The sequence below is a fragment of the Jannaschia seohaensis genome (assembly GCF_900116765.1).
Taxonomy (GTDB): domain Bacteria; phylum Pseudomonadota; class Alphaproteobacteria; order Rhodobacterales; family Rhodobacteraceae; genus Jannaschia; species Jannaschia seohaensis.
The window spans coordinates 1-25,746 of the sequence record NZ_UETC01000005.1; the positions used below are offsets into that span (position 1 = coordinate 1).

The window sequence follows — 25,746 nt, forward strand, 5'->3', positions numbered from 1 at the left end:
ACGCGCCGCCGCAGCCCTACCGCTCATCCCCTCCCCGATCAGACGCGCGAAGCGACGCCGCACATCCATCGACAACGTTCTCGCCATGACAAGACACCCGACAGAGGGAGCCACGGGACCGCCGCCAACGCAAAATGTGACTCGGAGATAACGTCCGGTGCTTTAATGGAGGGGAGCTTGCGGTCAAGCGAGGGGAAGGGACTCGGTTCGAGCCGCTCTTGCCAGCGCGCCGATGCGCGGTGGAGCCCGGGGGCGCCTGTGGGTCGCCATGGTCGAGCGGTTGGTCGAGGCGGCCGCTCGCGGCGAAGCCCGAACGGTGGCCGCGTCGGTCGAAGGCCTCGCCGCAGGGCGCGGTCGCAACGCGCCCAGATTGCGTCGATCTCGCGCTCTCGCCGGCCCCCCAACGTCGTGGAACGCTCTGCCCCGCGTCTCTGGGACCGGTGCCATATCGCAGGCATCGGTCGCCTCTGGTCACATGCCTGGAGCCTCGGCTGTGGCATGCCGGGCGGGGCGAGACGGGCCGAGAATCCGCTCCAACCGGCTGGGCCAGGGAAAGGTCGCGGCGGCGATGGTCGTCACCTGAGCGGGAGACATGAGGGGCTTGGGCTTCGCCGAAGGGCTGGACGGTGCAGGGCACGCTGTTCAGCGTCTCGGTGGTCGCGACCTCCATCGCCGTCAGACAGGACAGGCCCCCGTCGGGCATCCCACATCGCCCCCTATCGCGCTTGGGGCGCAAGGCGGTTGGAAGGCGCGACCTCGCCCGGTCGGCCGGGGCTATCTCAGGTTCACCCGCAGCGCCGCAGCGGTCGCGAAGGGGAGGAGGGCGACGCAGCCCAGGGTGACCCCGCCCATCAGCGCGAGCGGCGTCGAGGCGTCGAGCCCTTCGGCCCCGCGCCGCACGACCTCCGCCCCGAAGACCAGGGTCGGGATGTAGAGTGGAAGAACAAGCAGGGAGAGGAGGAGCGAGCCGCGCTTGAGCCCAACGGTCAGGGCCGCGCCGAAGGTGCCGATCCAGCTGAGTGCCGGCGTTCCGATCGCGAGCGACAGGGCGAGCCAGGGCAGCGCCTGACCCGGCAGGAAAAGCAGAAGCGACAGCGGCGCGGCGATCAGCGTCAGGGGCAGGCCGGTCGTGACCCAATGCGCCAGGGCCTTGACCGAGGCCGCGCCCTCCAGCGGCACCGGGGCAGTGGCGAGCAGGTCGAGGGAGCCATCCTCCGCGTCGAGCGCCCAAAGACGGTCGAGCGACAGCAGACAGGCGAGTAGCGCGCCGAGCCAAAGGATACCGGGCGCGATCGGGGCCAGCAGGTCGGGCTGCGGGCCCACCGCGAGCGGGACCAGGGTCGCCAGGATCAGGAAAAAGGCGAGCCCTAGGCCAAAGCCGCCGCCGGCACGCAGGGCGAGGCGGAGGTCGCGTTGAAGCAGTGCTAGCATTGGCCGATAGGGGGGAGGGGGGCTCTGCCCCCCGTCGCCAAGGGCGACTCCCCCCGAGGTATTTCGGGCAAGATGAGGACCGGGCCATGTGGGCTGGGCGGGGTCATTCGACGGCCTCCGCAAAGGGGTCGGCGGCCCTGTCGGGGGTGCCGCGCGCGGCGAAGGTCGAGATGTCGAGCAGCCGGGTCTCGGGCAGGCCCAGATCGATATGGGTGGCGATGAGGGCCGCGCCCCCGGATGCCAGATGGGCCTGCACAGCCGCGGCGAAGCGGGCTGTGTTCTCGGCGTCGAGAGAGACCGTCGGCTCGTCGAGGAGCCAGATCGGACGGTCAGTCAGGACGAGGCGGGCCAGGGCCGCGCGGCGTTTCTGTCCCGCCGAGAGATCGGCGGCGCGGCGGTTGCGGAGGGGGGCCAGGTCGAAGGCCGCCTCGGCGCGGGCGGCGGCTGCGGGTCCGGTGCCGAAGGCCGCGGCCCAGAAGGCCAGGTTCTCTGCCACGGTCAGCTGCGCTTTCAGCCCGTCCGCATGCGCGCCATAGGCCATCGCCTCGGTGGGGGCCGTCACCTTGCCGGCGACGGCCGGGGTCAGGCCGGCAAGCGTCCGCAGCAGCGTCGTCTTGCCCGAGCCGTTCGGCCCCCGAAGGATCAGCGCCTCGCCCGCCCGCACGCGAAACGACACGTCGCGCAACACGATCGCCTCGCCGCGGCGGCAGGTCAGGGATTGGGCTTCGAACTCCATCCCGGGGGTGATGGCCTATCCGTCGCCTTAGGGGAAGGGCAGGACGAAGGGTCGCGTGCCGGGCGCTTGCCAGAACGTGGCGGAAGGGCGCACGGTAGAGCGGCGAAACCTGTGCCCGAGCCAATTGTATGCGACGGCATACATTGATCTTGCCAAACCCCCGCCCGTGGTGCAGATGACGCGCAAGCGCGTAAGACGCCAGACCGGAGGACGCCCATGACCATTCAAGTCGGAACAGACACCGCCAAGACCCGCCGCCAGCTGACCGTCGGCGACCAGACCGTCAGCTACTACTCGATCGCCGCCGCGACCGAGGCGGGGCTGGGCGATTTCTCCAAGCTGCCGGCCGCGTTGAAGGTCGTGCTGGAGAACATGCTCCGCTTCGAGGATGGGGGCCGGACGGTCTCGGTCGAGGACGTGAAGGCCTTCGCCGAATGGGCCGAGAAGGGCGGGAAGAACCCCCGCGAGATCGCCTATCGCCCGGCGCGCGTGCTGATGCAGGACTTCACCGGGGTGCCGGCGGTCGTCGACCTCGCCGCCATGCGCGACGGCATCGTCGGCCTCGGCGGCGACGCGCAGAAGATCAACCCGCTGAACCCCGTCGACCTGGTCATCGACCACTCGGTCATGATCGACGAGTTCGGCAACCCCCGCGCCTTCCAGATGAACGTGGACCGCGAATATGAGCGGAACATGGAGCGGTATCAGTTCCTCAAATGGGGCCAGACCGCCTTCAACAACTTCCGCGTAGTTCCGCCGGGCACGGGCATCTGCCATCAGGTGAACCTGGAATATCTGGCCCAGACCGTCTGGACCGACGAGGACCAGGCGGGCGAGACCGTCGCCTATCCGGACACGCTGGTGGGCACCGACTCGCACACGACCATGGTCAATGGCGCGGCCGTGCTGGGCTGGGGCGTGGGCGGCATCGAGGCCGAGGCCGCGATGCTGGGCCAGCCGATCTCGATGCTGATCCCCGAAGTCGTGGGCTTTGAGCTGACCGGCGAGATGGTCGAGGGCACGACGGGCACCGACCTGGTGCTGAAGGTCGTGGAGATGCTGCGCGCGAAGGGCGTGGTCGGCAAGTTCGTGGAGTTCTACGGCTCCGGCCTCGACACGCTGCCGCTGGCCGACCGGGCGACCATCGCCAACATGGCGCCGGAATACGGCGCGACCTGCGGCTTCTTCCCGATCGACGCCGAGACGCTGCGCTACCTGCGCACCACGGGCCGCACGGAAGAGCGTATCGCCCTGGTCGAGGCCTATGCCAAGGAGAACGGGTTCTGGCGCGATGCCGATTACGCGCCGGTCTACACCGACACGCTGAGCCTGGACATGGGCACGATCGTGCCCGCCATCTCCGGCCCCAAGCGGCCGCAGGACTATATCGCGCTCGACAAGGCCGCCCGCGCCTTCGTGGAGTATGTCAGCGGCGTGCGCGGCGCCGAGGACGCGTCCGCCAAGGCCGAGACCCGGTGGGAAGGGGAGGGCGGTGCGCCCGAGCCTGTCGACATCCCGGGCGACGAGGGCCATCACCGGAAAGGCTTCGTCGCGGGCGGGGAGGCCGACCGGTCGCAGCTCCATGACGGCTCCATCGTGATCGCGTCGATCACCTCCTGCACGAATACGTCGAACCCCTATGTGATGATCGGCGCGGGCCTCGTCGCGCGCAAAGCGCGGGAGCTGGGTCTGAACCGCAAGCCCTGGGTGAAGACTTCGCTGGCGCCGGGCTCGCAGGTGGTGTCGCATTACCTGGAGGCGGCCGGCCTTCAGGACGACCTGGACGCCATCGGGTTCAACCTCGTGGGCTATGGCTGTACGACCTGCATCGGCAACTCGGGGCCGCTGGCGCCGGAGATCTCCAAGGCGATCAACGACAACGACCTGATCGCGACCTCGGTGCTTTCGGGCAACCGCAACTTCGAGGGCCGGATCTCTCCGGACGTGCGGGCGAACTACCTCGCCTCGCCGCCGCTGGTGGTGGCCTATGCGCTGGTGGGCGACATGAATGTCGATATCACCAAGGAGCCGCTGGGCACCGACAAGGACGGCAACCCGGTCTATCTCAAGGACATCTGGCCCTCGCAGCAGGAGGTCGCCGAGCTGGTCGAGAAGACCGTGACCCGCGCCGCCTTCCAGGAGAAATATGCCGACGTCTTCAAGGGCGACGAGAAGTGGCAGTCGGTCGAGGTGTCGGGCGGCGAGACCTACGATTGGCCGGCGACCTCGACCTATGTGCAGAACCCGCCCTACTTCCAGAACATGGCCAAGGAGGCCGGGGAGATCCACGACATCGTCGGCGCCCGCGTCCTGGCGGTGCTGGGCGACATGATCACCACCGACCACATCTCTCCGGCGGGCTCCTTCAAGGAGAGCTCGCCCGCCGGCCAGTATCTGATCGAGCGGCAGGTGCCGGTTCGGGAGTTCAACTCCTACGGCTCGCGCCGTGGCAACCACGAGATCATGATGCGCGGCACCTTCGCCAATATCCGCATCAAGAACGAGATGCTGGACGGGGTCGAGGGTGGCTACACGGTCGGGCCGGACGGCGAGCAGACCTCGATCTACGACGCCGCCATGGCCTGGCAGGCGCAGGGCGTGCCGCTCGTGGTCTTCGGCGGGGAGCAGTATGGCGCGGGCTCGTCCCGTGACTGGGCGGCCAAAGGCACGGCGCTGCTGGGGGTCAAGGCGGTGATCGCCGAGAGCTTCGAGCGCATCCACCGCTCCAACCTCGTCGGCATGGGCGTGATCCCGTTCGAGTTCACCGGCGGCGACACCCGCAAGAGCCTGGGCCTGACCGGGCAGGAGCAGGTGACGATCGAGGGGCTCGGCGATGTCCGTCCGCTCCAGGAGGTCGAGGCCAAGATCGCGATGGCGGACGGGACCGAGCAGACGGTCACGCTCAAGTGCCGGATCGATACCGAGGTCGAGATCGACTACATCAAGAACGGCGGCGTGCTGCACTACGTGCTGCGCAACCTGGCCCAGTCGCCGGTCGCCGCGGAGTGACGCCTCATCCATCCTGACGGATGTCTTCGGCGGGGCCTTCGGGCCCCGCTTGCTTTTTGCGGCGGCATGGGCGCAGGCTGCGGCATGGGGGCCGATCTCTTCATCTCCGGAGCCATGCCGCCTTTCGGCGCGGGCTTTGTCGTTTGTGACCAGTCGCGGCTGATGCGCCCTCCAAGAGCCGGGGGCCGCGTTCGGTCTCGTCCCTGTCCCAAGATCGCTGCCGCCCCGCGCCGCCTCGGTCTTGCCCGCCCCAGGCGGCGCGCGGCGGTGGAGCTGGACGCAGGCGCGCTGGCGGCCCGATCCCCCCGGGGAGAGCGGATCGCGCGCCCGTTGCGCCCGGTGGGGGGCGGGGCCGGGGGCGCCACCGCGCGCCCTGCCGAAGTGTTGACGCCGGGAGCAGCCATGCCAGGGCACGCGCGCGAGGCCCGCCCATGAACCTCGCACGCCATCTGAAGGGCTTCCCCGACCTGCCGCCCATCTGGCTGTTGGGCGCGCTGTTCTGCGTCTGGAGCCTGGGTCGCGGGCCGGGGCCGTCCGCCGCCGGTGCGATCGGCCAATGGCTGGGCGGCGCGCTGATCGTCGCCGCGCTGGCCCTGATCGGTTGGGCGGCGCTCTGGTTCCTGCGCAAGCGCACGCCGATCGAGCCGCATCATCGGCCTGAGGCGCTGATCGTCGAGGGGCCCTATCGCATCAGCCGCAATCCGATCTACCTCGCGCTCGTCACCATCGCGCTCGGCGCCGCGTTGCGGCAGGACAGCCTCCTGGCGCTGTTGCCCGTGCCTGGGCTGTGGTGGGTTCTCGACAGGCGCTTCGCCGCCCCGGAGGAGGCGGGCCTGCGTTCCGCCTTCGGGAGCGCCGCCGAACCATACCTGAAAGCCACGCGCCGTTGGATCTGATCTGTCCCTCACCGCACGGTGATTGGCAAAGGCGCCAGGGCTCCTCTAGGTATCGGACCTGACCGAACGACCGGACACCGCCTATGCGTCTCGCCACTGCCGCCTTCGCCGCTTTGTTGCCTCTCTCAGCCGCCGCCGATCCGGTTGTGGTCGAACTCTACACCTCTCAGGGCTGTTCCTCCTGTCCGCCCGCTGACGAGATGCTGGGGGAGTTGACCGCGCATGAGGACGTGATCGCCCTCTCGCTTCACGTCGATTACTGGGATTGGATCGGCTGGGAGGACACGTTCGGCAAGGCCGCCCATTCCGAGCGTCAGCGCGCCTATGCCTCGGCCGTGGGTTCCAGTGTGGTTTACACGCCGCAATTCGTCGTCGGTGGGGCCGATCAGGTGGCGGGGCCGTCGGGGATGAAGCTGGCGCAGCTGATCGAGGCGCACCGAGGCGCCACGGGGGACGTTCTGCGCGCTGCCTCCACCGCCGAAGGGCGCAAGGTCGTCGCGATGGAGGTCGAGGGCGGCGGGCAATTGGTGCTGGTCACGGTGCTCCCGCGGGCCGAAGTCAAGATCATGCGGGGCGAGAACGCGGGTCGGGTCATGACCTATCACAACGTGGTCATCGGCTGGGACGTTCTGGGCGAGTGGTCGGGCGAGGCCGGAAGCTTCTCCCTGCCCGCGCCCCGGGACGGTTATGCGCAGATCGTGCTGGCGCAGAGGGTCGACGGGGGTAAGCTGGGGCCGATCCTCGGCGCGGTGAAGCTCGACTAGGGCCGCTTGGGACTCGATCCCGGGCGTTCGTGTGTCCGTTAGGAGGTCGGCGGAGCGGGGGCGGGTCTGGGGCACGCGCAAAGCGGCGCGTGACACCGCGCGAGCCGTGGCGGCCGGGCACGGAGCCGCACATCCGACGATCGCGGGCGGAGATGTGAGGGCAGGGGCCGCGACAAACGGTGGGACGGCGGCAGAGGTTCCAGGCTCGAAGAGACATCCATGGGTGGCCGCTCCAAGTGCCCACGCGACTCCCCTCCCGCGCCGGGGCTGTGGGTCGAACGGACACTAGGCTCTTTAACTTATTAGGATTTGGTCCACGGGTCCTGGGTGCTTCAACCTTCCCGAGAGGTTTGGGGAGCGGGATGGCCAGGGGGCATTCTTGTATGAGCGATGCGGAGTGGGGGCGGGTCGCGCCGCTTCTCCCCTGCGGTCAGCGCGGTGCGTCGACGACTGCCGGGTGATCTCTCTGCACATGCTGCGGTCAGGGGCGCGGTGGCGGGCCTGCCCGGAGGGCTACGGCTCTCACACGACCGTCTACAAACGCTTCACCAGGTCGTCCCGGCAGGGCGTCTCACATGGGATCTGCGAGGCGCCGGCCGGCCATGCCGGCATCCACGGGTCGCATGCGGAGGTCTCGATCGACGCGCCCCACGTCAAGGCGCACCGCTCGGCGGCCGACGCAAGAGGGGGAGCCTTCGCGCAGGGGATAGGCTGCTCCCGCCGAGGGGGCGTCCAGGCTGCACGGGCTCGCAGAGCGCGGGAGGCAAACGGCCAACTCGTCCACGACCTTCCGGCGCGTCTCGATCCCATAGGATCGGACCGCCCCTCCCGCGCGCGAAACCTCGTCGAGCGAAGGTGGCGCCGCCTCACGGACTTACGCCGCGTCGCGACCCGATACGACACGCTCGGGCGAAACGTCTTCGCCGCCGCTCACATCGCCGCAGCCTGCACCTGCTGGATTAATGGAGTCCGCAGCCTAGGCGGCCCGCGGTACGGGACCAAGCGAGCCGCGCAGGCGCAGCACACAGGGCAGCGCGACGCTGTCTGGCTGCGCCCCGGTGCGCACCATCTCCGTCAGCATGATCGCGGCGCGCGCGCCCATCTCCCCATGGGGGATCGAAACGGTGGCCAGCGGCGGGTCCGCGACGGTCGACAGCTCCGTGTCGTCGAAGCCGGTGATGGAGACGTCCTCGGGCACGCGCAGCCCCATCGCCCGGGCCTGCCGCAAGGCGCCGAGCGCCAGCACGTCATTGCCGCAGATCACGGCGGTAGGCGGATGCGGGGCCGTCATCAGGTCGGCCATGGCCCGGGCGCCTGTCTCGATGCCGTAGGGCGTTTCGATCACCGTCAGGGTGGCCGGGTCCAGCCCCTGGGCCGCCATGGCGGCGCGCACGCCCGCCACTCGGTCCCGCGTCCGGTCGTTGAACCGGGTATGGCCCGAGATCGTGGCCAGCCGCCGATGGCCCTGCGCCAAGACGGCCGCGGTCATCTCCGCCATCGCCGCCTTGTTGTCGAAGCCAACCGAGGGCCGGGGCTCGGACGGGTCATAGACCCAGGCCACCAGGACCGGCACCCGATGCAGAGCGAGGAAATCGTAGAGCGCCGGATCCCGCTCATGGCCGATCAGCAGCAACCCATCGGCCCCGCGGGCCACCAGCGTCCGGATCTGCGCCGCCTCCAGGTCCGGTCGATAGGCGGAGGAGGCCAGCAGCAGCGTCATCCCCTGCGCCACGAGACCCGTCTGGAACGCCTGCAAGCCGCGCGCGAAGACCGAGTTTTCCAGAGTGGGCACGATTGCTCCGATCGTGTCGGTCCGCTTGGCCGCGAGCGCCCGCGCGCCGAAATTCGGCGAATAGCCGATCTCGGCCACCGCCGCCTCGATCCGTTCCCGGGTCTCGCGTTGGACGCGTTCGGGCGCGTTGAGGCACCGAGAAACGGTCGCCGTCGAGACGCCCGCGCGGCGGGCGACATCGGCCAGGGTCGGGGTCTTGGTCATGCGCGCGGCGTCCATGTGGCGGGGGTGTAAGGAAGACCGATAGCAGATCGTCTGCCCTCATGTAAGCGCTTGCATCGCTCGATGAAAGCGCTTACATGACGACTCAGCGATGTGGGGAGGATTCGACATGGCGCGCGAGTATCTGAAAAAGGCCACCAAGACGGCGCGGTCCGACGCAGCCGACGTTTCGGCCACGGTGCAGGGCATCCTGGACGATATCGAGCAGGGCGGCGACGCCAAGGCGCTGGAATACGCGGCCAAGTTCGACAAATACGACGGCCCGATCCTGATGTCCGAGGCCGAGATCGAGGCCGCCTGCGCCCAGGTTCCCGAAAAGCTCAAGGCCGACATCGAGTTCAGCCACGCCAACGTCAAGCGTTTCGCCGAGCTTCAGAAATCGACCATGACCGATGTCGAGACGGAGGTCGTTCCAGGCCTCATCGCCGGTCAGAAGGTCATGCCGGTCGAGGCCGCGGGCTGCTACGTGCCGGGCGGGCGCTACAGCCATATCGCCTCGGCCATCATGACGGTGACGACGGCCAAGGTCGCCGGCTGCAAGCACATCACCGCCTGTTCCCCGCCGCGCCCCGGCGTCGGCATCGCCCCGGCTATCGTCTATGCCGCCAAGATCTGCGGCGCGGACGCGATCCTCGCCATGGGCGGAGTGCAGGGCGTGGCCTCCATGGCGTTCGGCCTGCACGGGCTGCCCAAGGCGAACATCCTGGTGGGCCCGGGCAACCAGTTCGTGGCCGAGGCCAAGCGCATCCTCTACGGCCGTGTCGGCATCGACATGATCGCTGGTCCGACCGATTCGCTGATCCTGGCCGACAAGACCGCCGACCCGGAGATCGTCGCCGCCGACCTCGTGGGGCAGGCGGAGCACGGCTATAACTCGCCGGTCTGGCTGGTCACTGACGACCGCGCCCTGGCCGAGACGGTGATGGCCCGCGTGCCCGAGCTGATCGCCGAGCTGCCCGAGGTGAACCGCGACAACGCCACCGCCGCCTGGCGCGACTATGCCGAGGTGATCCTCTGCGACGGGCGCGAGGAAATGGCCGCGACCTCCGACGAATACGCGCCCGAGCACCTGACGGTGCAGGCCGAGGATCTCGACTGGTGGCTGGACCGGCTGACCTGCTACGGCTCGCTCTTCCTGGGCGAGGAGACGACGGTGGCCTTCGGCGACAAGGCCTCCGGCACCAACCACGTGCTGCCGACCAGCCGGGCCGCGACCTATACCGGCGGTCTGTCGGTGCACAAATACATGAAGGTCGTGACCTGGCAGCGGGCCACCCGCGAGGGGGCGAAGGACGTGGCCATCGCCACCGCGCGGATTTCCCGGCTGGAAGGGATGGAGGGCCATGCCCGCACCGCCGATATCCGGCTGGCCAAATACTTCCCCGGCGAGAACTTCGACCTGAGCGCTGAGGAGTGAAAGCGCTCGTCTATACCGGCCCCGAGGCGCTGGAGGTCCGGGAGGTCCCGGATCCCATCGCTGCCGATGGGGAGGTCGAGGTTCGGGTCGCGCGGGTCGGCATCTGCGGCTCGGACATGCACGCCTTTCTCGGTCATGACGAGCGGCGCCCGGCTCCGCTGATCCTGGGCCATGAGGCGTCAGGGCTTGCGGGCGGCCGCCGGGTGACCGTGAACCCGCTCGTCACCTGCATGACCTGCCCCGCCTGCCTGCGCGGAGAGACCAATCTCTGCGCGCGCCGCCAGATCATCTCCATGCCCCCGCGAGAAGGCGCCTTTGCCGGTGCCGTCGCCATGCCGGAGCGCAACCTCGTCGATGTGCCCGATCACGTGACCGACGCACAAGCGGCCCTGGCCGAGCCCATCGCCTGCGGCTGGAACGGCGCGCGCAGCGGCATCGCCGCCGCGGGCGTGGCGGACCGGGCGCTGGTTCTGGGCGGCGGGGCGATCGGATTGGGCGCCGCGCTCTGCCTCATGGCGCAAGGCGTGGGCGACGTCACAGTGGTCGAGCCCAACGACATGCGCCGCGCCTTTCTCGACGGGCATGTCCAGACGGCCGCCAAGGCGCCCGACGGCGCCTTCGATGTGGTGGTGGACGCGGTCGGGATCGATCCGACGCGGGCGGCGGCCTCCGCCGCCGTGCGGCCCGGCGGCGCCATCGTCCATATCGGTCTGGGCGGCGGGCAGGGGGGGCTGGATCTGCGGCGCATCACGTTGCAGCAGATCGCCTTCCTCGGCATCTACACCTACACGGCGCAGGACTTCCGCGACACCTGCGCCGCCATGTTCGACGGTCGCCTGGGCCCCCTGGACTGGGTCGAGGAGCGCCCGCTCACCGAAGGTGCCCGCGCCTTCGCCGACATCCGCGCGGGGGCCGTGGCGGCCCCTAAGATCCTACTCGTTCCCTGAAAGGAGCCCCGTTTTGGATATCGACAAGAGGATTTGCGACGACCTGGTCGCGAACGACATCTCGTTCGTCACCACCGTCCCCTGCAAGCAGCTGGCCGGCGTGATCGACGAGGTCGAAAAGCGCCCCGAGATCTTCCACATCCCTTCCAACAAGGAAGATGAGGGCATGGGCCTCTGCGCCGGCGCCTGGATGGGCGGCAAGCGGCCGATGATCATCATGCAGAACACCGCGCTGGGCGTGACGCTGAACACGCTGGCGACGCTGACGCAGTTCTACCGCATGCCCCTGCCGATGCTGATCTCCTATCGCGGAGAGCTGCGGGAGCCCGTCGCCTGCCAGGTCGAAATGGCGGTCCACACCAAGGCCCTGCTCGCGCAGATGCACATCCCGACCTACCATTTCCACTGGCAGAAAGATGTCGAGGAGTTCGACAACATCCTCAAATACACCTTCATGTGCAACAAGCCCGTGGCGATCCTGACCGACGCCAATTTCTGGGGAGGCTACGGCGACCAATGATCCGTTCCGAAATCCTGAAAGAGATCGCTCCGATCCTTCGTGACCAGCTGGTGGTCTGCAATATCGGCATCCCGTCGCAGGAGCTGCACGCGATCGACGACCAGCCGACCAACTTCTACATGCTGGGCACGATGGGCCTAGCCTCGTCGATCGGCCTGGGCCTCGCGCTGGCGCAGCCCAAGACGGTGATCGTGATCGACGGCGACGGCTCGATCCTGACCAATATGGGCACGCTGCCGACCATCGCGAACAACGTGGCCGACAACTACATCCTGATGATCATCGACAACGGGTCCTACGGCTCGACCGGGGATCAGCCGACCTATACGGGCAAGAAGACCTCGCTCGCCAAGGTCGCCGAGGCCTGTGGCTGCGAGAACGTGATCGAGTGCAAGGATGTGGACACCGGTGAAGTGCTCCAGAAGGCTATCGACTCCAAGAAGATGCACATCATCGTCGTCAAGTGCGACAGCGGCAACGCCAAGATGCCCGTCATCACGATGGATCCGGTGGTGATCAAGCATCGCTTCATGGAAGCCGTGAAGGCCTGAGGGCCGGCGGTCCAACAGTGAGTATTTAGAAACCCGTGATGAGGGGCGCGCGTCTCTCCTCATCACGGGTTGTAAAATACTCACGACGCGACGGGAGCGGCTGGGTACGTCCTCAGGACAAGGGCCCGTCCCCCGCCCGCGCCCCTGCGCCCTCCCGCCCACGCGTTACGCCAGGCGCAGTGCGTCGTCGGTCATCTCCAGCCGCGCCGTCCCCTCCCCGTCGATCTCCGGCCAGCCCGGCGGGTCGGGCCGCGGTCGCCCGTCGCTCTCCACGATCACCGACCGCGTAGCGCCGGGGATGCCCCCGGCGCCGGCGGTGGCGATCTCGCGGAAGTGGTCGGAGATAGGCCGACAGACCTTGCCGCCCGCGCCGCGCCTCTGGCTCGCAGCCGAAGCGATCCTTCCGATCTGCTCGATTGACCTCCTCGGCCGTTCATCCGACAGGACTGCGGAAACCTGACGGGCGCTCGAACGGCGCTGGGAGGCAGCGGCGGACGGGACGACGTCTTGCAGTGTGGCTTTCCTGCCCGGAGAGGGCCGTGACGGCAGAGATCGGATGTGACGGGGCGACGTTTCTCACGTCTAGGCTTGAGACGCGCGGACAGCCGTGCCCCGCCCGCCGGATGGGCGAGCGGCTATGTCAGAACCAAATCCGGTTTCCGCGACCCCTCGCGGACCAGCCGTGCGTTCGGCATGTCGTTGCCGTCGATCTTCGCGGCACGCGCCTCGGGCGTCATCCAGGCCCAGCGCTCGGCAAGGCGGAGGCGCAGCTCGTCGTCCGGCACCTCCAGCCGGGCGGTGATGTCCCACTCGATGTCGCGCCAGCCCGGCGCGTCGAGCAGCAGCCAGTTGCCTTCGACCACGACGACACGTGTCTGGGCGGGGATATGGCCAGCGCCCGCGATGGCTATCTCGCGGGAGCGGTCGAAGATCGGGTGATAGACGTCCTCGCCCGCGCGCAGCGCCGCGACGGTCCGGGCGAAGCCGCCCAGGTCGAAGGTCTCGGGCGCGCCCTTGCGGGGCAGCAGGCCGCGCGGTCCGAGGATCCTGTCGTCCAGGTGAAAGCCGTCCATCGGCAGCACCGCGCCGCCGGTCCGCTCCGCCAGGGTTTCGGCCAAGGTCGACTTACCGGAGGCGGGCGGGCCGGCCAGCGCCACCACCACCCGGTCGCCCGGATGAGCTTCGATGCGGGCGAGCAGGGCGTCGAGGCTCACGCGGCCTCCGGCTCCTTGGCGCCGGTCATGTAGGCCACGGCGTCGGACATCGTATGTTCCTTTGGGTCGATGACCGTCAGGCGCTTGCCCAGGCGATGGACATGGATGCGGTCGGCGACCTCGAAGACATGCGGCATGTTGTGGGAGATCAGGATGATCGGGATGCCCCGTGCTTTCACGTCCTGGATCAGCTCCAGCACGCGGCGGCTCTCCTTGACGCCCAGCGCCGCGGTCGGCTCGTCCAAGATGATGACCTTGGAGCCGAACGCGGCGGCGCGGGCCACGGCCACGCCCTGTCGCTGACCGCCCGACAGGGTCTCGACCGCCTGGTTGATGTTCTGGATCGTCATCAGGCCCAGGTCGCTCAGCTTTTCGCGCGCGAATTTCTCCATGGCGGCGCGGTCGAGCATCCGCAGATACTTGCCTCGCCAGCCGGGCTTCCGCATCTCCCGACCCATGAACATGTTGTCGGTGATCGAGAGGGCCGGGGACATGGCGAGCGTCTGGTAGACCGTCTCGATCCCTGCCTCCCGAGCATCGATGGGCGAGGTGAAATGAACCTGCTTGCCTTCCAGCCAGACCTCGCCCTCGTCGGGGATCACGGCGCCGGAGACGGCCTTGATCAGGCTCGACTTCCCCGCACCGTTGTCGCCGATCACGGCGAGGATCTCGCCGGGATAGAGGTCGAAGTCGCAATGGTCGAGCGCGGTTACGCGGCCATAGCGCTTGACCAGGTTGCGGCCTTTGAGAATGGGCTCCTGGGTCATGGCGACACCTTTCTGATCCATTGGTTCCCGTTCGGATCTACTGTCACGATGGGAACGGTGCAGTCCGCGGTCCGGTCGAGCAACGTCATGCCGACACCTTCCTGATCCACTGGTCCACGGCCACGGCGGCGATGATGAGCACGCCGATGAGGAGGTAGGTCCACTGCGCGTCCGCGCCGAGCAGGCGCAGGCCCAGGGTGAACACGCCGACGATCAGCGCGCCGAAGAACGTCCCCAGGATCGAGCCGCGCCCGCCGAAGAGCGAGATGCCCCCGATCACGACGGCGGTGATGCTCTCGATGTTGAGCAGCTGGCCCGAAGTCGGAGAGACCGAACCGATCCGGCCGATCAGCGCCCAGCCCGCCATCGCGCAGATCAGACCGGCGAGGCCATAGACGGAAATCAGCGTCATCTTAACGTTCACACCAGAGAGCTGCGCCGCCTCTGGGTCGTCGCCGACCGCGTAGACATGCCGCCCCCAGGCCGTGTGTTTGAGCACGAAGGCCAGGACGACGACGAGCAGGACCATGAAGATCACGCCCACCGTAAACACCGCGCCGCCGATCGAAAACTTCGCCCCCAGCAATTGCAACAAGGGGGCCGCTTCCTGGATGTCCTGCGACCGGATCGTCTCGTTGGCGGAGTAGAGGAAGTTCGCCGCCAGCACGATCTGCCACATGCCCAGCGTCACGATGAACGGCGGCAGCTTCATCACGGCGACCAGCCACCCGTTGATGCAGCCGATGGCGGTGCCGAACATCAACCCGCAGGCGACGGCGACCTCGACGGGCAGGCCGTAGCGGAATGTGAACTGGCCCATGATCACCGAAGAGATCACGGCGATGGCGCCGACGCTCAGATCGATGCCCGCCGTCAGGATGACCAGGCTCTGTGCCGCCGCCACGATGCCCACGATCTGCACCTGTTGCAGGATCAGCGTGAGCGCGAACGGGCTGAAGAAGCGCGAGCCGAGCAAGAGGCCGAACACGATGACCGATGCGACCAGTACGATCAGCGGCACAAGCGCGGGGTTCACGTGGAGCAGGTGCTGGATCGTCCCGACGATGCCGCGGTTCTTATGTTCGAACTCTGCGACTTTGTCGGCGCGGTTGATCGCGGATTCGTAGCTGTCGGATTGGGACATCTTTGGCCTCTCGCCGGATGAGGGTGCGCGCGGCCTGGGACCGCGCGTCCGGTTGGTCTGAGGGTGCTAGGCCTGGGTCAGCCTGGCATCTGGGGAGGCCGAGCCGGTGATCGGCTCCGCCCGATCGCATCCCGGAGGCCCCGCAGGGCCCCCGCCGGGCGTGAGCGCCCGATGTGGATGCTCAGCCCCAGCAGAGCTCTTTGCCCTCGGCGACCGAGATGCTCTCGATGCCGTCGACGGGCTGGTCTGTCACAAGGCCCACGCCGGTGTCGAAGAACGCCTTGCCGGGCGTTGGTTCCGGCTTGGTGCCTTCCTCGGCCCAGGTCTTGATGGCCTCGACCCCCAGCGATGCCATGAGCAGCGGGTACTGCTGCGAGGTCGCGCCGATCACGCCGTCCTCGACGTTCTGCACGCCGGGGCAGCCGCCATCGACGGAAACGATCAGCACGTCGTTTTCACGGCCGATCGCACGGAGCGCTTCGTACGCACCGGCAGCGGCAGGTTCGTTGATCGTGTAGACGACATTGACCATCGGGTCGGCCGCCAGGATGTTCTCCATCGCGGTCCGTCCGCCCTCTTCGGAGCCTTGGGTGACGTCCTGACCGACGATGCGGGGGTCCTCTTCGTCGCCCCAGCGGTTCGGGTCTCCCAGTTCAATGCCAAAGCCGTCCAGGAAGCCCTGGTTGCGCAGAACGCCGACGGTCGGCTGGGAAACCTGGATGTTCAGCATCGCGATCTTGGCGTTCTCGGCCTCGTCGCCCATCTGCGCGCGCGCCCACTGTCCGATCAGAAGCCCCGCGAGGTAATTGTCGGTCGCGAAGGTGGCGTCAGCTGCGTCGGCGGGCGTCAGAGGCGTGTCCAGGGCGATGACCAAGAGGCCCGCGTCCCGCGCCTGCTGGACGGCGCCGGTGATGGAAGACGTGTCCGAGGCGGTGATCAAGATGCCCTTGGCGCCGTCGAGAATGCAGGTTTCGATGGCCTGAACCTGCGTCTCGTGGTCGCCGTCGAACTTGCCTGCGAAGGTCTTGAGCTCGACGCCAAGCTCTTCGGCCTTGGCGGTCGCGCCCTCGCGCATCTTCACGAAGAACGGGTTGGTGTCGGTCTTGGTGATCAGGCAGGCCGTCGTGGTGGCGTGGGCGTCCGCGAAGGCGGACCCGGTCATGGCCGTAAGCGCAAGAGCCGTGCCAGCGAGCAGTTTCTTCATCTTGGTATTCCTCCCAGTGGGACGGCACGATTCGGCCGTCATCACGCGAGATTTGACGCGAATCGAGAGAGGCGTCAATTAATAAATCCGGTTGATTTATTAATCCGCCTTTGGCACGGAGGAGGGCGGAGGTGCGGATGCCCGACGACGCCAATCCGATGATCGGCTCGGTTGCGACCCGGCGCGACCAGCGCGATTACAACGAGAGAGTGCTGCTCTCGGCGATTGCGCGGCTTGGCGCGGCCCCCGCCGCGGAACTGGCTCGCCGCACCGGCCTGTCGGCGCAGACCGTCTCGGTGATCCTGCGGGCGCTGGAAGCCGATGGGCTGATCGCGCGCGGCGCGCCCCGGCGGGGCCGGGTCGGTAAGCCGTCGGTGCCCATTGAGATCGCTGCGGACGGGGCGTTCTCGGTCGGGTTGAAGGTCGGCCGGCGCTCGGCGGATCTGGTCCTGATGGATCTGCGCGGAGAGGTGCGGGGGCAGCTCCAGACCGCCTATCGCTATCCGCTCCCCGAGGATGTCTATCGCTTCGTCGACCGGGCGCTTGAGGCGCTCGGCCGCGAGCTGCCCGCCTCCGCGCGGGACCGTCTCTGCGGCCTCGGGCTCGCCATGCCGTTCGAGCTTTGGCGCTGGGAGCGGGAACTGGGCGCCCCGCCGCGAGGCTTGGACGCCTGGCGCGATACAGACCTCGCCGCCGAGATGGCCCATCGCACGGGGCTGGAAACCGTGGTGGTCAACGACGCGACCGCCGCCTGCCGTGCCGAGGCGATGCTGGGCCGCGGACCGGGCGTTTCCGACTGGGCCTATCTTTATGTCGGGTCGTTCATCGGTGGTGGAGTGGTTTTGGGTGGGACGGTTTATGAGGGGCCGCACGGCAATGCCGGCGCCTTCGGCGCGATGCAAAGCCGCACAGTGGATGGCCGGTCGGCGCCTCTGGTCGAGACGGCGTCGCTCTACCTGTTGGAGATTGCCATCACGGGAGCCGGCGGGGATCCCCGGCTGCTCTGGACCGAGCCGAGGGACTGGTCCGCCTTCGAGCCGCAGATCGCCCCCTGGATCGATGAGACCGGCGAGGCCATTGCCCGTGCCGCCGTTTCCGCCTGCGCGGTGATAGACTTCGCGGCGGTGGTGGTCGACGGCGCCGTGCCGCCTCCGATCCGCGCCCGCCTCGTGGCCCGCATCCGGGAGGTTCTGCCGGGGCTCGACGCTCGCGGGCTGGTTCTGCCCAAGGTGATCGAGGGGCGGGTGGGCGAGAACGCCCGCGCCGTCGGCGCCGCCTGGGCGCCGCTTTCGGCGCGGTACCTTTCGATCGGCTAGGGCTGCGGAAACCCGTAGAGCCGCGCGGGCGTATCGCTCAGAATGGCGCGCCGCGCCGCCTCCGATGTCACGACATCGAGAAAAGCGTCGAGCAGCCGCCCCGCATCCGGCTGCTTGGCGTCGGCCAGCATGATATGCGGCCAGTCTGAGCCCCAGAGACAGCCCTCCGGGTTCGCCCGGACCAGGGCGTCGACATGGGCGGCGGCCGCGTCATAGGGCGCATCGCTGAGCCGGTAGGCCCCGGAGAGCTTGACCAGGGCCGTGCCCTCCGCGACCAGCGCGCGCAGCATGTCGAAGCCCGGCTCGGCCAGTCCGGCGCCCAGATCGGGCCAGCCGATATGGTCGAACACCACGGGTACCGGCATCTCGCGCACCTGCGGGGCGAGATCCTCCATGTGCCTGTGCGCGTTCATCAGCATCTGCACATGCATCCCGCGCGCCGCCAGCCGCGGCGCCATCGCGCGCACGCCCTCCCAGGTCAGGATGCCGCCATGGACGTAGTTGAGCCGCACGCCCATGACCCCGGCCTCGGCCAGCGCGTCCAGCTCCGCGTCGGTGGCGCCGTCGCGGACCAGCCCGATCCCGCGCGCCCGGTCGCCCAGCCGGGAGACGGCGTCGACGGTCACGGCATTGTCGCCGCCGTAGAGGATCGAATGGACGATCACGGCCCGCGCGAGGCCGAGCGTCTCCAGGTGCCGCTCCAGCCGCAAGGCCCAGTCCTCCAAGCCGCCCGGCGCCGGGTCTTCCACCCGCCCCTCCCAGAGCGGATAGTCATCGGCGAGCATGTGGACATGGGCATCGCAGGCGCCAGGGGGCAGGGACGCCTTGGGGCGCGAGGGCGGGTCGAGCGGGAGATCGGCGTGATGCATGGGCCGGAGCATGGTGCGGGATGAATACCTATGCAACCACCGCTTGACCCGGCGCGCCGGGCGCGGTCGTATGGCGGCCAGCCGGGAGGTAGGATCATGGCGGACGCGAAGTTCAAGACACGGATGTTGGCGGGCGAGGTGCTGGCGGGCACTTTCTTCAAGACCCCCGCCCATGAGCTGGTCGAGGTGCTGGCGAAATCGGGCCTCGACTTTCTGTGCCTCGATGCGGAGCACGCGCCCTTCGATCACGGCCGGATGGATACCTGCCTGGCGCTGACCCGCGCTCTAGGCGTCCCGGCACTGGTCCGGGTGCCGACTGGCTCGCCGATGGAGATCCTGAAGGCGCTGGACGGCGGCGGCTTGGGCGTGGTCGTGCCCCATGTCGATTCGGTCGAGAAGGCCCGGGCCGTGGCCCGGGCCGCCCATTTCGGCGAGGGCGGGCGCGGTTATGCGGGCTCCACCCGTTGGGCGGGCTTTGCGACGCGGGGCATGGCGGATGTGCTGGCGCAGGACGCGGAGACCATCGTGATCGCGCAGATCGAAGAACCCGCGGGGGTCGAGGCCTGCGAAGAGATCGCGGCCGTGGACGGCATCGACGGGCTCTTCGTCGGCCCCGCCGACTTGTCGGTCTGCTACGGCGTCACCGACATCACCGCCGAGCCGGTGCGCGCGGCGATGGCGCGGGTGGGGGCGGCCTGCAAGGCCAATGGCAAGGCCTTCATGACCTTCGCGCCGAACGCGGCGGCCTGCAGGCCGTTGATGGAACAGGGCGTGACGATGTTCTTCGTCGCCTCGGAACATGCCTTCATGTTGCAGGGCGCCCGCGCCGTCGCGGATGCGCTGCACGATATGGGCGAGGCGGACTGAGCCACGACGGGGGAGGGGGGCTCTGCCCCCCGCCTTCGGCCCCCCCCGGGATATTTCTACAGGGAAGAAGAGGGGTGGGGGCTTATTCCGCTGCGGTGGCCTCGGCGGCTTGGGCGGCCTCGATCTCGGCGGCCTTCTTTTCGACCTGCTCGACGATGTGGTCGATCATCTTGTCGTTGTCCAAGGCGTGGCTCTTAGAGCCGGCCAGATAGACCATGCCGCGCCCGTTGCCGCCGCCGGTGAAGCCCACATCGGTCATCAGCGCCTCGCCCGGGCCGTTGACCACGCAGCCGATGATGCTGAGCGACATGGGCGTCTTGATATGCTCCAGCCGCTTCTCCAGGATCTCGACGGTCTTGATCACGTCGAAGCCCTGGCGCGCGCAGGAGGGGCAGGAGATGACGTTGACGCCGCGATGGCGCAGGCCGAGCGACTTGAGGATCTCGTAGCCGACCTTGACCTCTTCCACCGGGTCGGCGCTGAGCGAGACGCGGATCGTGTCGCCGATCCCCATCCAGAGCAGGTTGCCCAGACCGATGGCCGATTTGATCGTGCCGGAGACGAGGCCCCCGGCCTCGGTGATGCCGAGATGGATCGGCGCGTCGGTCGCCTCGGCCAAGCCCTGATAGGCGGCGGCGGCGAGGAAGACGTCGGACGCCTTGCAGCTGATCTTGAACTCGTGGAAATCGTTGTCCTGCAGGATGCGGATATGGTCGAGCCCGCTCTCGATCATCGCTTCGGGGCAGGGTTCGCCGTATTTCTCCAGCAGGTGCTTTTCCAGCGAGCCCGCATTGACGCCGATGCGGATGGAGCAACCATGGTCGCGGGCGGCCTGGATCACCTCCTTCACGCGGTCCGCGCTGCCGATATTGCCGGGATTGATCCGCAGGCAGGCGGCGCCGGCTTCGGCGGATTCGATGCCGCGGCGGTAGTGGAAATGGATGTCGGCGACGATCGGAACGGGGCTTTCGCGGACGATCTCTTTCAGCGCCTTCGACGACGCCTCATCCGGCACGGAGACGCGGACGATGTCGGCGCCCGCCTCGGCGGCGGCTTGGACCTGGGCGACGGTGGCGGCCACGTCGGTCGTCAGCGTGTTCGTCATGGTCTGGACGCTGATCGGGGCATCGCCGCCGACGGGGACGGTGCCGACCATGATCTGGCGCGACTTGCGCCGGTCGATCTGGCGCCAGGGGCGGATCGCGTGGAGGGACATGGGGCGGCCTCGCTGTCGTCTCGGCCGCTTGGCTGCCGCGGCCCTTTCGATGAGGTAAGCCCCTAAGCGGCGCTGCGCAACCGCGTCACTCCGCCGGGATATCCTGGCCGGGCAGCGCGGCTTCGGCGGCAAGTTCGGCCACCACGCGCGCGATGGGGCTGTCCTCCGTCAGATCCGCCACGGCGAAGCTATCGCCGATGGTCGCGGCCGAAACCTCGGTGGTGGCGACCTGCGGGCCGGGGGCCACGGGGCCGTAGGTCGTGCCCGCGACGGAGAAATAGACCGCGCCGGTATTTCCCGTTCGCAGCGACACCTCGCCCTCGGAGGCGGGAACCTCATAGGTCTCGCCCTGCTGCATCGTCCGCTCAAAAATCGTCGAGCCGTCGGCGGCGCGAATGCGGACCCAGGCTTCGGCGGTGGCGACCACGACGATGGCTTCCGGTTCGGAGGCGAGGACTTGCGGGGTCGCGGGGGTTTCGGCGGTCTCGCTCGGCTCGCGCAGCGCTTCTGCCAGGGCCAGATTGACCCCAGCGGCGATGCTTTCGGGCGTGCCGGTGGCCAAACCCGCGTCAGCTGCGATCGAATCCGCCGGCTCGATCGAGGCGAGCGCCCCGGTGGAGCCCGGCGCGATGGTGGAGATCGGCTGGTCGCGCGCCGTCAGGATCGGCGCGTCCAGGGCCTGCGGGCGATAGAGGCGGGAAAGCGCCTCGGTCGCGGGCATGTCCACGCCGGCGACCTCGGGGGCGGCGCTTGCCGGGGCCACGGGGGCGAGGGGGTCGAGTTCCGCCAGGAGGGCAGGCTCTTCCTCGACCGGGGCGACCTGCACGCGCTGGATTTCCTTCACGAGGGTCCAGCCGCCATAGCCCAGCCCGCCGACCAGCAGCGCGAGCACGGCCAGCGAGCCCAGCGCGCCCGGCTCGAAGCCCGCGAAGACGGGGGTGGTCTTTTTGGCGAAGGGGTTGCCGGCGCTCAGCAAAGGGTCGATCGGCTTCGCTTCGGTCTTGGGCTGGCGCAGGGCCGATCCGCGGCCCGCGGCGGGGGCGGCCAAGGCGGCGCCCAGGCCGTCGCGGCGCGACAGGGCGGATTCCATCGGCCGCAGCGACCCGATCCCGCCAAAGCCGGATTCTTCGCAGAAGCGAGCGAACACGATTTCGGGGTCCATACCGAGATAGCGCGCGTAGCTGCGCACATATCCGGCGACGAAGGATTGGCTGTCGAACGCCTCCAGGTCGGCATTCTCGATGGCGGCGATGTAACTGGCCTTGATGCGCAGTTCCCGCTGAACGTCCATGAGCGACTTGCCGAGCGTCGCCCGTTCGCCGCGCATCTCGTCGCCCAAACGCATCTCGTACGAGTCGAACCCGCGCTCAGGATTTTCGACGATAGTCTTCTTCTTCGACTTGCGGCCGAACATCAGCCTGCCCCTTCAAAGGTTGTGGTCGCGCCGTCTCTGGGTGCGATTCCGTCCCGTTGAACGAACCCCGGCCTTTACCGTGGGTCCCACTGCTTCGCGTAGACTAGCAGTGTTCCCCTCACAATGCACGGGCCTTGTCAGCCGGCCGCATGGGCGCGATTCAGCGCACAATGCGACCACAGATCGTCCATCGCGCGCACCAATGCGTCTATCATGGGCGGTGTGTGGACGGGCGAGGGGGTGAAGCGCAGCCGCTCGGTGCCCCTCGGGACGGTGGGGAAGTTGATCGGCTGAACGTAAACCCCGTGATCCGAGAGCAGGCGGTCCGAGATCATCTTGCATTTCACCGGGTCGCCGACATGGACGGGGACGATGTGGCTCCCGTGGTCGATGATCGGTAGGCCCAGGCCGCGGAGGCGCAGTTTCAGAACCGCCGCCCGCTCCTGATGGAGGGCGCGCAGATCGTGATCGGTCTTGAGGTGGCGGACCGAGGCCGCGGCGCCCGCGGCAACGGCGGGCGGCAACGAGGTCGTAAAGATGAAGCCGGGCGCATAGCTGCGGATCGCGTCGCACATCCGGGCCGAGGCGGCGATGTAGCCGCCCATCACGCCATAGGCCTTGGCCAGCGTGCCGTTGACGATGTCGATCCGGCCCATCAGCCCGTCGCGCTCGGCCACGCCGGCGCCGCGGGGGCCATACATGCCGACGGCGTGGACCTCGTCGATATAGGTCAGGGCGCCGAATTCCTGCGCCAGATCGCAGATCGCCTCGATCGGGCCAAAATCGCCATCCATGGAATAGACGCTCTCGAAGGCGATCAGCTTGGGCGCTTTCGGGTCGTCGGCCTCCAGCAATTCGCGCAGGTGCGCCACGTCGTTATGGCGGAAGATGCGCTTGGCGCCGCCGTTGCGGCGCACGCCCTCGATCATGGAGGCGTGGTTGAGCGCATCCGAATAGATGATCAGACCGGGGAACAGCTTGGGCAGCGTGCTCAGCGTGGCGTCGTTGGCGATATAGGCCGAGGTGAAGACCAGCGCTGCTTCCTTGCGGTGCAGATCGGCGATCTCGGCTTCCAGCGCCTTGTGGTAGACCGTGGTGCCCGAGATGTTGCGCGTACCACCAGACCCGGCGCCGGCGGCGTCCAGGGCTTCGTGCATGGCTTGCAGCACCACGGGATGCTGGCCCATGCCGAGATAGTCGTTGCCGCACCAGACGGTGATCTCCTGGGTGGAGCCGTCGGGCTTGTTCCAGGTCGCGTGCGGAAAATGGCCGCGATGGCGCTCGATATCGATGAAGGTGCGGTAGCGGCCTTCGCTGTGCAGGGCGGCAATCGCGGTGTCCAGCGCCTGGGCGTAGTCGGTCATTCGGCGTCCTCGTCAATCTTGGTCCGGCGCTTACCGGGTCGTCGGCAGGGCGCACAGGCCACAGATTGTCGCGTCATTTAGGGTATGCCGCAGGATTCGCCAACCGGTTGTGCGCTCCGGTTGAGCCGCTTACCTCCGCGACAGGCTGCGGGCGCGTCTCTGGCCGGTCAGAGCGCGCCGCGACTGCAATGGGCACGCCCGCTGCGGTGGGCGTGAGGGTGCGTCGTCAGAGGTCCACATGCCCGACTCCCTCCCTGAAATCCTCGATCGCATCGACGCGGCGCAACCCGCCGCCTTGGCCCGTCTGTCGGAGTTGCTGCGCATTCCGTCGATCTCCACCGATCCGGCCCATGCCGCCGATTGCCGGGCCGCCGCCGACTGGCTGGTGGCGGAGCTGGACACGCTCGGCTTCGACGCCTCGATCCGGGAGACGGCGGGCCATCCGATGGTGGTCGCCCATGGCGGGGAAGGGGCGCGGCACGTGCTCTTCTGCGGCCATTACGATGTGCAGCCGGCCGATCCGCTCGAATTGTGGGAGACGCCGCCCTTCGAGCCGGTGATCGGAGCCTCCGCCATCCGCGCGCGGGGGGCGTCGGACGACAAGGGCCAGCTGATGACCTTCCTGGAGGCCTGCTGCGCCTGGATCGACGTGACCGGTAAGCTGCCTTGCCGGATCACCGTGCTGCTGGAAGGGGAGGAGGAATCCGGCTCTCCGGCGCTGGTGCCCTTCCTGGAGGCGCATGCCGAGGAGTTGCGCGCGGAGATCGCCCTGGTCTGCGATACCGGCCTCTATGACGGGCAGGTCCCGGCCATCGTCACCCAGCTGCGCGGACTTCAGGGGGAGGAGGTGACGATCACCGGTCCCAACTCGGATCTCCATTCCGGCGCCTATGGGGGGGGCGATGAACCCGGCGCGCGTGCTTACCCGCATTCTGGGCCGGCTGCATGACGAGACCGGCCGGGTGACCGTCCCCGGCTTCTATGACGGAGTCGGCATGCCGCCGGAGGAGGTGCTGGAGAATTGGCGCGGCCTCGGCTTCCGGAGCGAGGCGTTTCTCGGGGATGTGGGCCTCTCGATCCCGGCGGGCGAAGCGGCCTATTCGGCGCTGGAGCAGCTATGGGCGCGGCCGACAGCCGAGATCAACGGGATCGAGGCGGGCTATACCGGGGCCGGGTTCAAGACCGTGCTGCCCTCGGTCGCGCGGGCCAAAGTGAGCTTCCGCCTGGTGGCGGGGCAGGATCCGCACCGGCTGCGCACGGCTTTCCGCGACTGGGTGATCGCCCAGCTGCCCGCCGATTGTCGGGCCACATTCGCGCCCCACGGGGCCGATCCGGCAGCGGCGATGCGGCTCGACCATCCCGCGTTTGAGGCCGCCCGCGCGGTGCTGACCGAGGAATAGGGGCGGCCCGCCGCCTTTGTCGGCGAGGGCGGGTCGATCCCGATTGTGGGGCATTTCCAGTCCATCCTGGGCATGGACGCGCTGCTGACCGGATTTGCCCGCGACGACGACCGGATCCACGCGCCCAACGAAAAATACGATCTGGAGAGCTTTCGGAAAGGCGCCGGGTCTTGGGCGCGCCTCCTGGACCGGCTGACCTGAGGGGGGCGCCCCCGGCTGAGTGCCGGGGGCGCTGATGTCATTCGGATTCGGCGCCGATGCGCTCGAAGATCTCGACGGCCAGGGTAGGCGTGCCCGGCACGAAGGTCACTCCAACGGTTCCGCGGCGGTCGTCCTGGCCATCCGCCTCCGCGTTGAACTGCGCGAAGACCGGCTCATGGCTATGAGCGCGGGCCGAGATCGAGACGACGTCCGGGCCGGGCACCGAGATGTGCTCGCTGGTTTTGCGGTCCTGGTTGAAATGGGCGATCGCGCCGTGCAGGCCGCTTTCGACCTGGGTGGCGGAGGCGGCGCCGGTCAGGGCGGCGACCGCGACAAGGGCGGAAACAAGAGTTTTCATGGCGTCGGTTCCTTTCGGGCCGAGGTCCCGTGTTACGCCGGGGCCTGATTTGAGGGGCAGGGGCGATGCTCTGCCGATGACCGGGAGCTATGCCCGAGGCCCGCTCTCATCAATGAACGCTTGCGTG

21 protein-coding genes and 2 pseudogenes are annotated in these 25,746 nt (G+C 68.4%); 11 read left to right on the forward strand and 12 right to left on the reverse strand.

Annotated features, from left to right (window positions below):
• Positions 1-774: 774 nt before the first annotated feature.
• Positions 775-1,431 (reverse strand): heme exporter protein CcmB, encoded by a 657-nt coding sequence (gene ccmB / locus DTQ71_RS11860; RefSeq protein WP_109564516.1) that lies wholly within the window; start codon positions 1,429-1,431, stop codon positions 775-777.
• A 103-nt stretch (positions 1,432-1,534) separates the two neighbouring features.
• Positions 1,535-2,167: a heme ABC exporter ATP-binding protein CcmA gene (ccmA, locus tag DTQ71_RS11865; protein WP_109564517.1), complete on the reverse strand. Its 633-nt coding sequence runs from the start codon at positions 2,165-2,167 to the stop codon at positions 1,535-1,537.
• Positions 2,168-2,383: 216 nt separating this feature from the next.
• Between ccmA and acnA the strand changes: the two genes are divergently transcribed.
• From acnA to DTQ71_RS24905, 4 genes and pseudogenes are all read left to right on the forward strand, one after another.
• A complete protein-coding gene (acnA, locus tag DTQ71_RS11870; RefSeq protein ID WP_109564518.1) occupies positions 2,384-5,176 on the forward strand; it encodes an aconitate hydratase AcnA in 2,793 nt (930 codons plus the stop codon).
• A gap of 431 nt (positions 5,177-5,607) precedes the next feature.
• Positions 5,608-6,072, forward strand: a complete 465-nt coding sequence (locus tag DTQ71_RS11875; RefSeq protein ID WP_109564519.1) for a methyltransferase family protein — start codon at positions 5,608-5,610, stop codon at positions 6,070-6,072.
• 83 nt (positions 6,073-6,155) lie between these two features.
• Positions 6,156-6,836, forward strand: coding sequence for a DUF1223 domain-containing protein (locus DTQ71_RS11880; RefSeq protein WP_109564520.1), 681 nt, complete (start codon positions 6,156-6,158; stop codon positions 6,834-6,836).
• A 472-nt stretch (positions 6,837-7,308) separates the two neighbouring features.
• A pseudogene (locus DTQ71_RS24905) lies at positions 7,309-7,401 on the forward strand (transposase); the annotation flags it as partial.
• 411 nt (positions 7,402-7,812) lie between these two features.
• Here DTQ71_RS24905 and DTQ71_RS11890 read toward each other — a convergent pair.
• On the reverse strand, positions 7,813-8,832 hold the full coding sequence (locus DTQ71_RS11890) for a LacI family DNA-binding transcriptional regulator (protein ID WP_109564806.1): 1,020 nt from the start codon (positions 8,830-8,832) through the stop codon (positions 7,813-7,815).
• Between the two features lie 127 nt (positions 8,833-8,959).
• On the opposite strand from DTQ71_RS11890, the gene hisD reads away from it, so the two are divergent.
• The 4 genes from hisD to comE are packed head-to-tail and all read left to right on the forward strand — an operon-like array spanning position 8,960 to position 12,285.
• Positions 8,960-10,267 (forward strand): histidinol dehydrogenase, encoded by a 1,308-nt coding sequence (gene hisD / locus DTQ71_RS11895; protein WP_109564521.1) that lies wholly within the window; start codon positions 8,960-8,962, stop codon positions 10,265-10,267.
• Positions 10,264-11,214 carry an alcohol dehydrogenase catalytic domain-containing protein gene (locus DTQ71_RS11900; protein WP_109564522.1) on the forward strand — a complete coding sequence of 317 codons (951 nt, stop codon included), beginning with the start codon at positions 10,264-10,266 and terminating at the stop codon, positions 11,212-11,214. The genes hisD and DTQ71_RS11900 overlap by 4 nt, the downstream gene beginning before the upstream one ends.
• 13 nt (positions 11,215-11,227) lie before the next feature.
• A complete protein-coding gene (locus tag DTQ71_RS11905) occupies positions 11,228-11,734 on the forward strand; it encodes a sulfopyruvate decarboxylase subunit alpha (RefSeq protein ID WP_109564523.1) in 507 nt (168 codons plus the stop codon).
• A complete protein-coding gene (gene comE / locus DTQ71_RS11910; RefSeq protein ID WP_109564524.1) occupies positions 11,731-12,285 on the forward strand; it encodes a sulfopyruvate decarboxylase subunit beta in 555 nt (184 codons plus the stop codon). The genes DTQ71_RS11905 and comE overlap by 4 nt, the downstream gene beginning before the upstream one ends.
• 635 nt (positions 12,286-12,920) lie before the next feature.
• Here comE and DTQ71_RS11915 read toward each other — a convergent pair.
• The 4 genes from DTQ71_RS11915 to DTQ71_RS11930 form a co-directional block, all read right to left on the reverse strand.
• Positions 12,921-13,499, reverse strand: a complete 579-nt coding sequence (locus tag DTQ71_RS11915) for a nucleoside/nucleotide kinase family protein (RefSeq protein WP_109564525.1) — start codon at positions 13,497-13,499, stop codon at positions 12,921-12,923.
• Positions 13,496-14,266 carry an ATP-binding cassette domain-containing protein gene (locus tag DTQ71_RS11920; protein ID WP_109564807.1) on the reverse strand — a complete coding sequence of 257 codons (771 nt, stop codon included), beginning with the start codon at positions 14,264-14,266 and terminating at the stop codon, positions 13,496-13,498. The genes DTQ71_RS11915 and DTQ71_RS11920 overlap by 4 nt, the downstream gene beginning before the upstream one ends.
• Positions 14,267-14,351: 85 nt before the next feature.
• Complete coding sequence (locus DTQ71_RS11925; protein WP_109564526.1) at positions 14,352-15,410, reverse strand: ABC transporter permease; 1,059 nt, start codon at positions 15,408-15,410, stop codon at positions 14,352-14,354.
• Between the two features lie 181 nt (positions 15,411-15,591).
• Entirely contained in the window at positions 15,592-16,614 is a 1,023-nt protein-coding gene (locus tag DTQ71_RS11930) for a sugar ABC transporter substrate-binding protein (protein ID WP_109564527.1), read from the reverse strand.
• A gap of 137 nt (positions 16,615-16,751) precedes the next feature.
• Here DTQ71_RS11930 and DTQ71_RS11935 point away from each other — a divergent pair, with 137 nt between their 5' ends.
• Positions 16,752-17,930: an ROK family transcriptional regulator gene (locus tag DTQ71_RS11935; protein ID WP_109564528.1), complete on the forward strand. Its 1,179-nt coding sequence runs from the start codon at positions 16,752-16,754 to the stop codon at positions 17,928-17,930.
• Here the strand turns inward: DTQ71_RS11935 and DTQ71_RS11940 are convergent.
• On the reverse strand, positions 17,927-18,811 hold the full coding sequence (locus DTQ71_RS11940) for an amidohydrolase family protein (RefSeq protein WP_109564529.1): 885 nt from the start codon (positions 18,809-18,811) through the stop codon (positions 17,927-17,929). The genes DTQ71_RS11935 and DTQ71_RS11940 overlap by 4 nt on opposite strands.
• 84 nt (positions 18,812-18,895) lie before the next feature.
• On the opposite strand from DTQ71_RS11940, the gene DTQ71_RS11945 reads away from it, so the two are divergent.
• Complete coding sequence (locus DTQ71_RS11945; RefSeq protein ID WP_109564530.1) at positions 18,896-19,666, forward strand: HpcH/HpaI aldolase family protein; 771 nt, start codon at positions 18,896-18,898, stop codon at positions 19,664-19,666.
• Positions 19,667-19,748: 82 nt separating this feature from the next.
• On the opposite strand, the gene ispG is transcribed toward DTQ71_RS11945, so the two are convergent.
• The 3 genes from ispG to hemA all read right to left on the reverse strand — a co-directional run bounded on the left by ispG (position 19,749) and on the right by hemA (position 23,660).
• Positions 19,749-20,882, reverse strand: a complete 1,134-nt coding sequence (gene ispG, locus DTQ71_RS11950) for a flavodoxin-dependent (E)-4-hydroxy-3-methylbut-2-enyl-diphosphate synthase (RefSeq protein ID WP_109564531.1) — start codon at positions 20,880-20,882, stop codon at positions 19,749-19,751.
• Between the two features lie 85 nt (positions 20,883-20,967).
• Positions 20,968-22,296: a RodZ domain-containing protein gene (locus tag DTQ71_RS11955; protein WP_109564532.1), complete on the reverse strand. Its 1,329-nt coding sequence runs from the start codon at positions 22,294-22,296 to the stop codon at positions 20,968-20,970.
• Positions 22,297-22,433: 137 nt separating this feature from the next.
• Positions 22,434-23,660 carry a 5-aminolevulinate synthase gene (gene hemA / locus DTQ71_RS11960; protein WP_109564533.1) on the reverse strand — a complete coding sequence of 409 codons (1,227 nt, stop codon included), beginning with the start codon at positions 23,658-23,660 and terminating at the stop codon, positions 22,434-22,436.
• Positions 23,661-23,898: 238 nt separating this feature from the next.
• Here hemA and DTQ71_RS11965 point away from each other — a divergent pair.
• Positions 23,899-25,261 (forward strand): annotated as a pseudogene (locus DTQ71_RS11965) (M20/M25/M40 family metallo-hydrolase).
• A gap of 37 nt (positions 25,262-25,298) precedes the next feature.
• On the opposite strand, the gene DTQ71_RS11970 reads toward DTQ71_RS11965, so the two are convergent.
• Positions 25,299-25,619: a hypothetical protein gene (locus DTQ71_RS11970; protein ID WP_109564534.1), complete on the reverse strand. Its 321-nt coding sequence runs from the start codon at positions 25,617-25,619 to the stop codon at positions 25,299-25,301.
• Positions 25,620-25,746 lie beyond the last annotated feature (127 nt).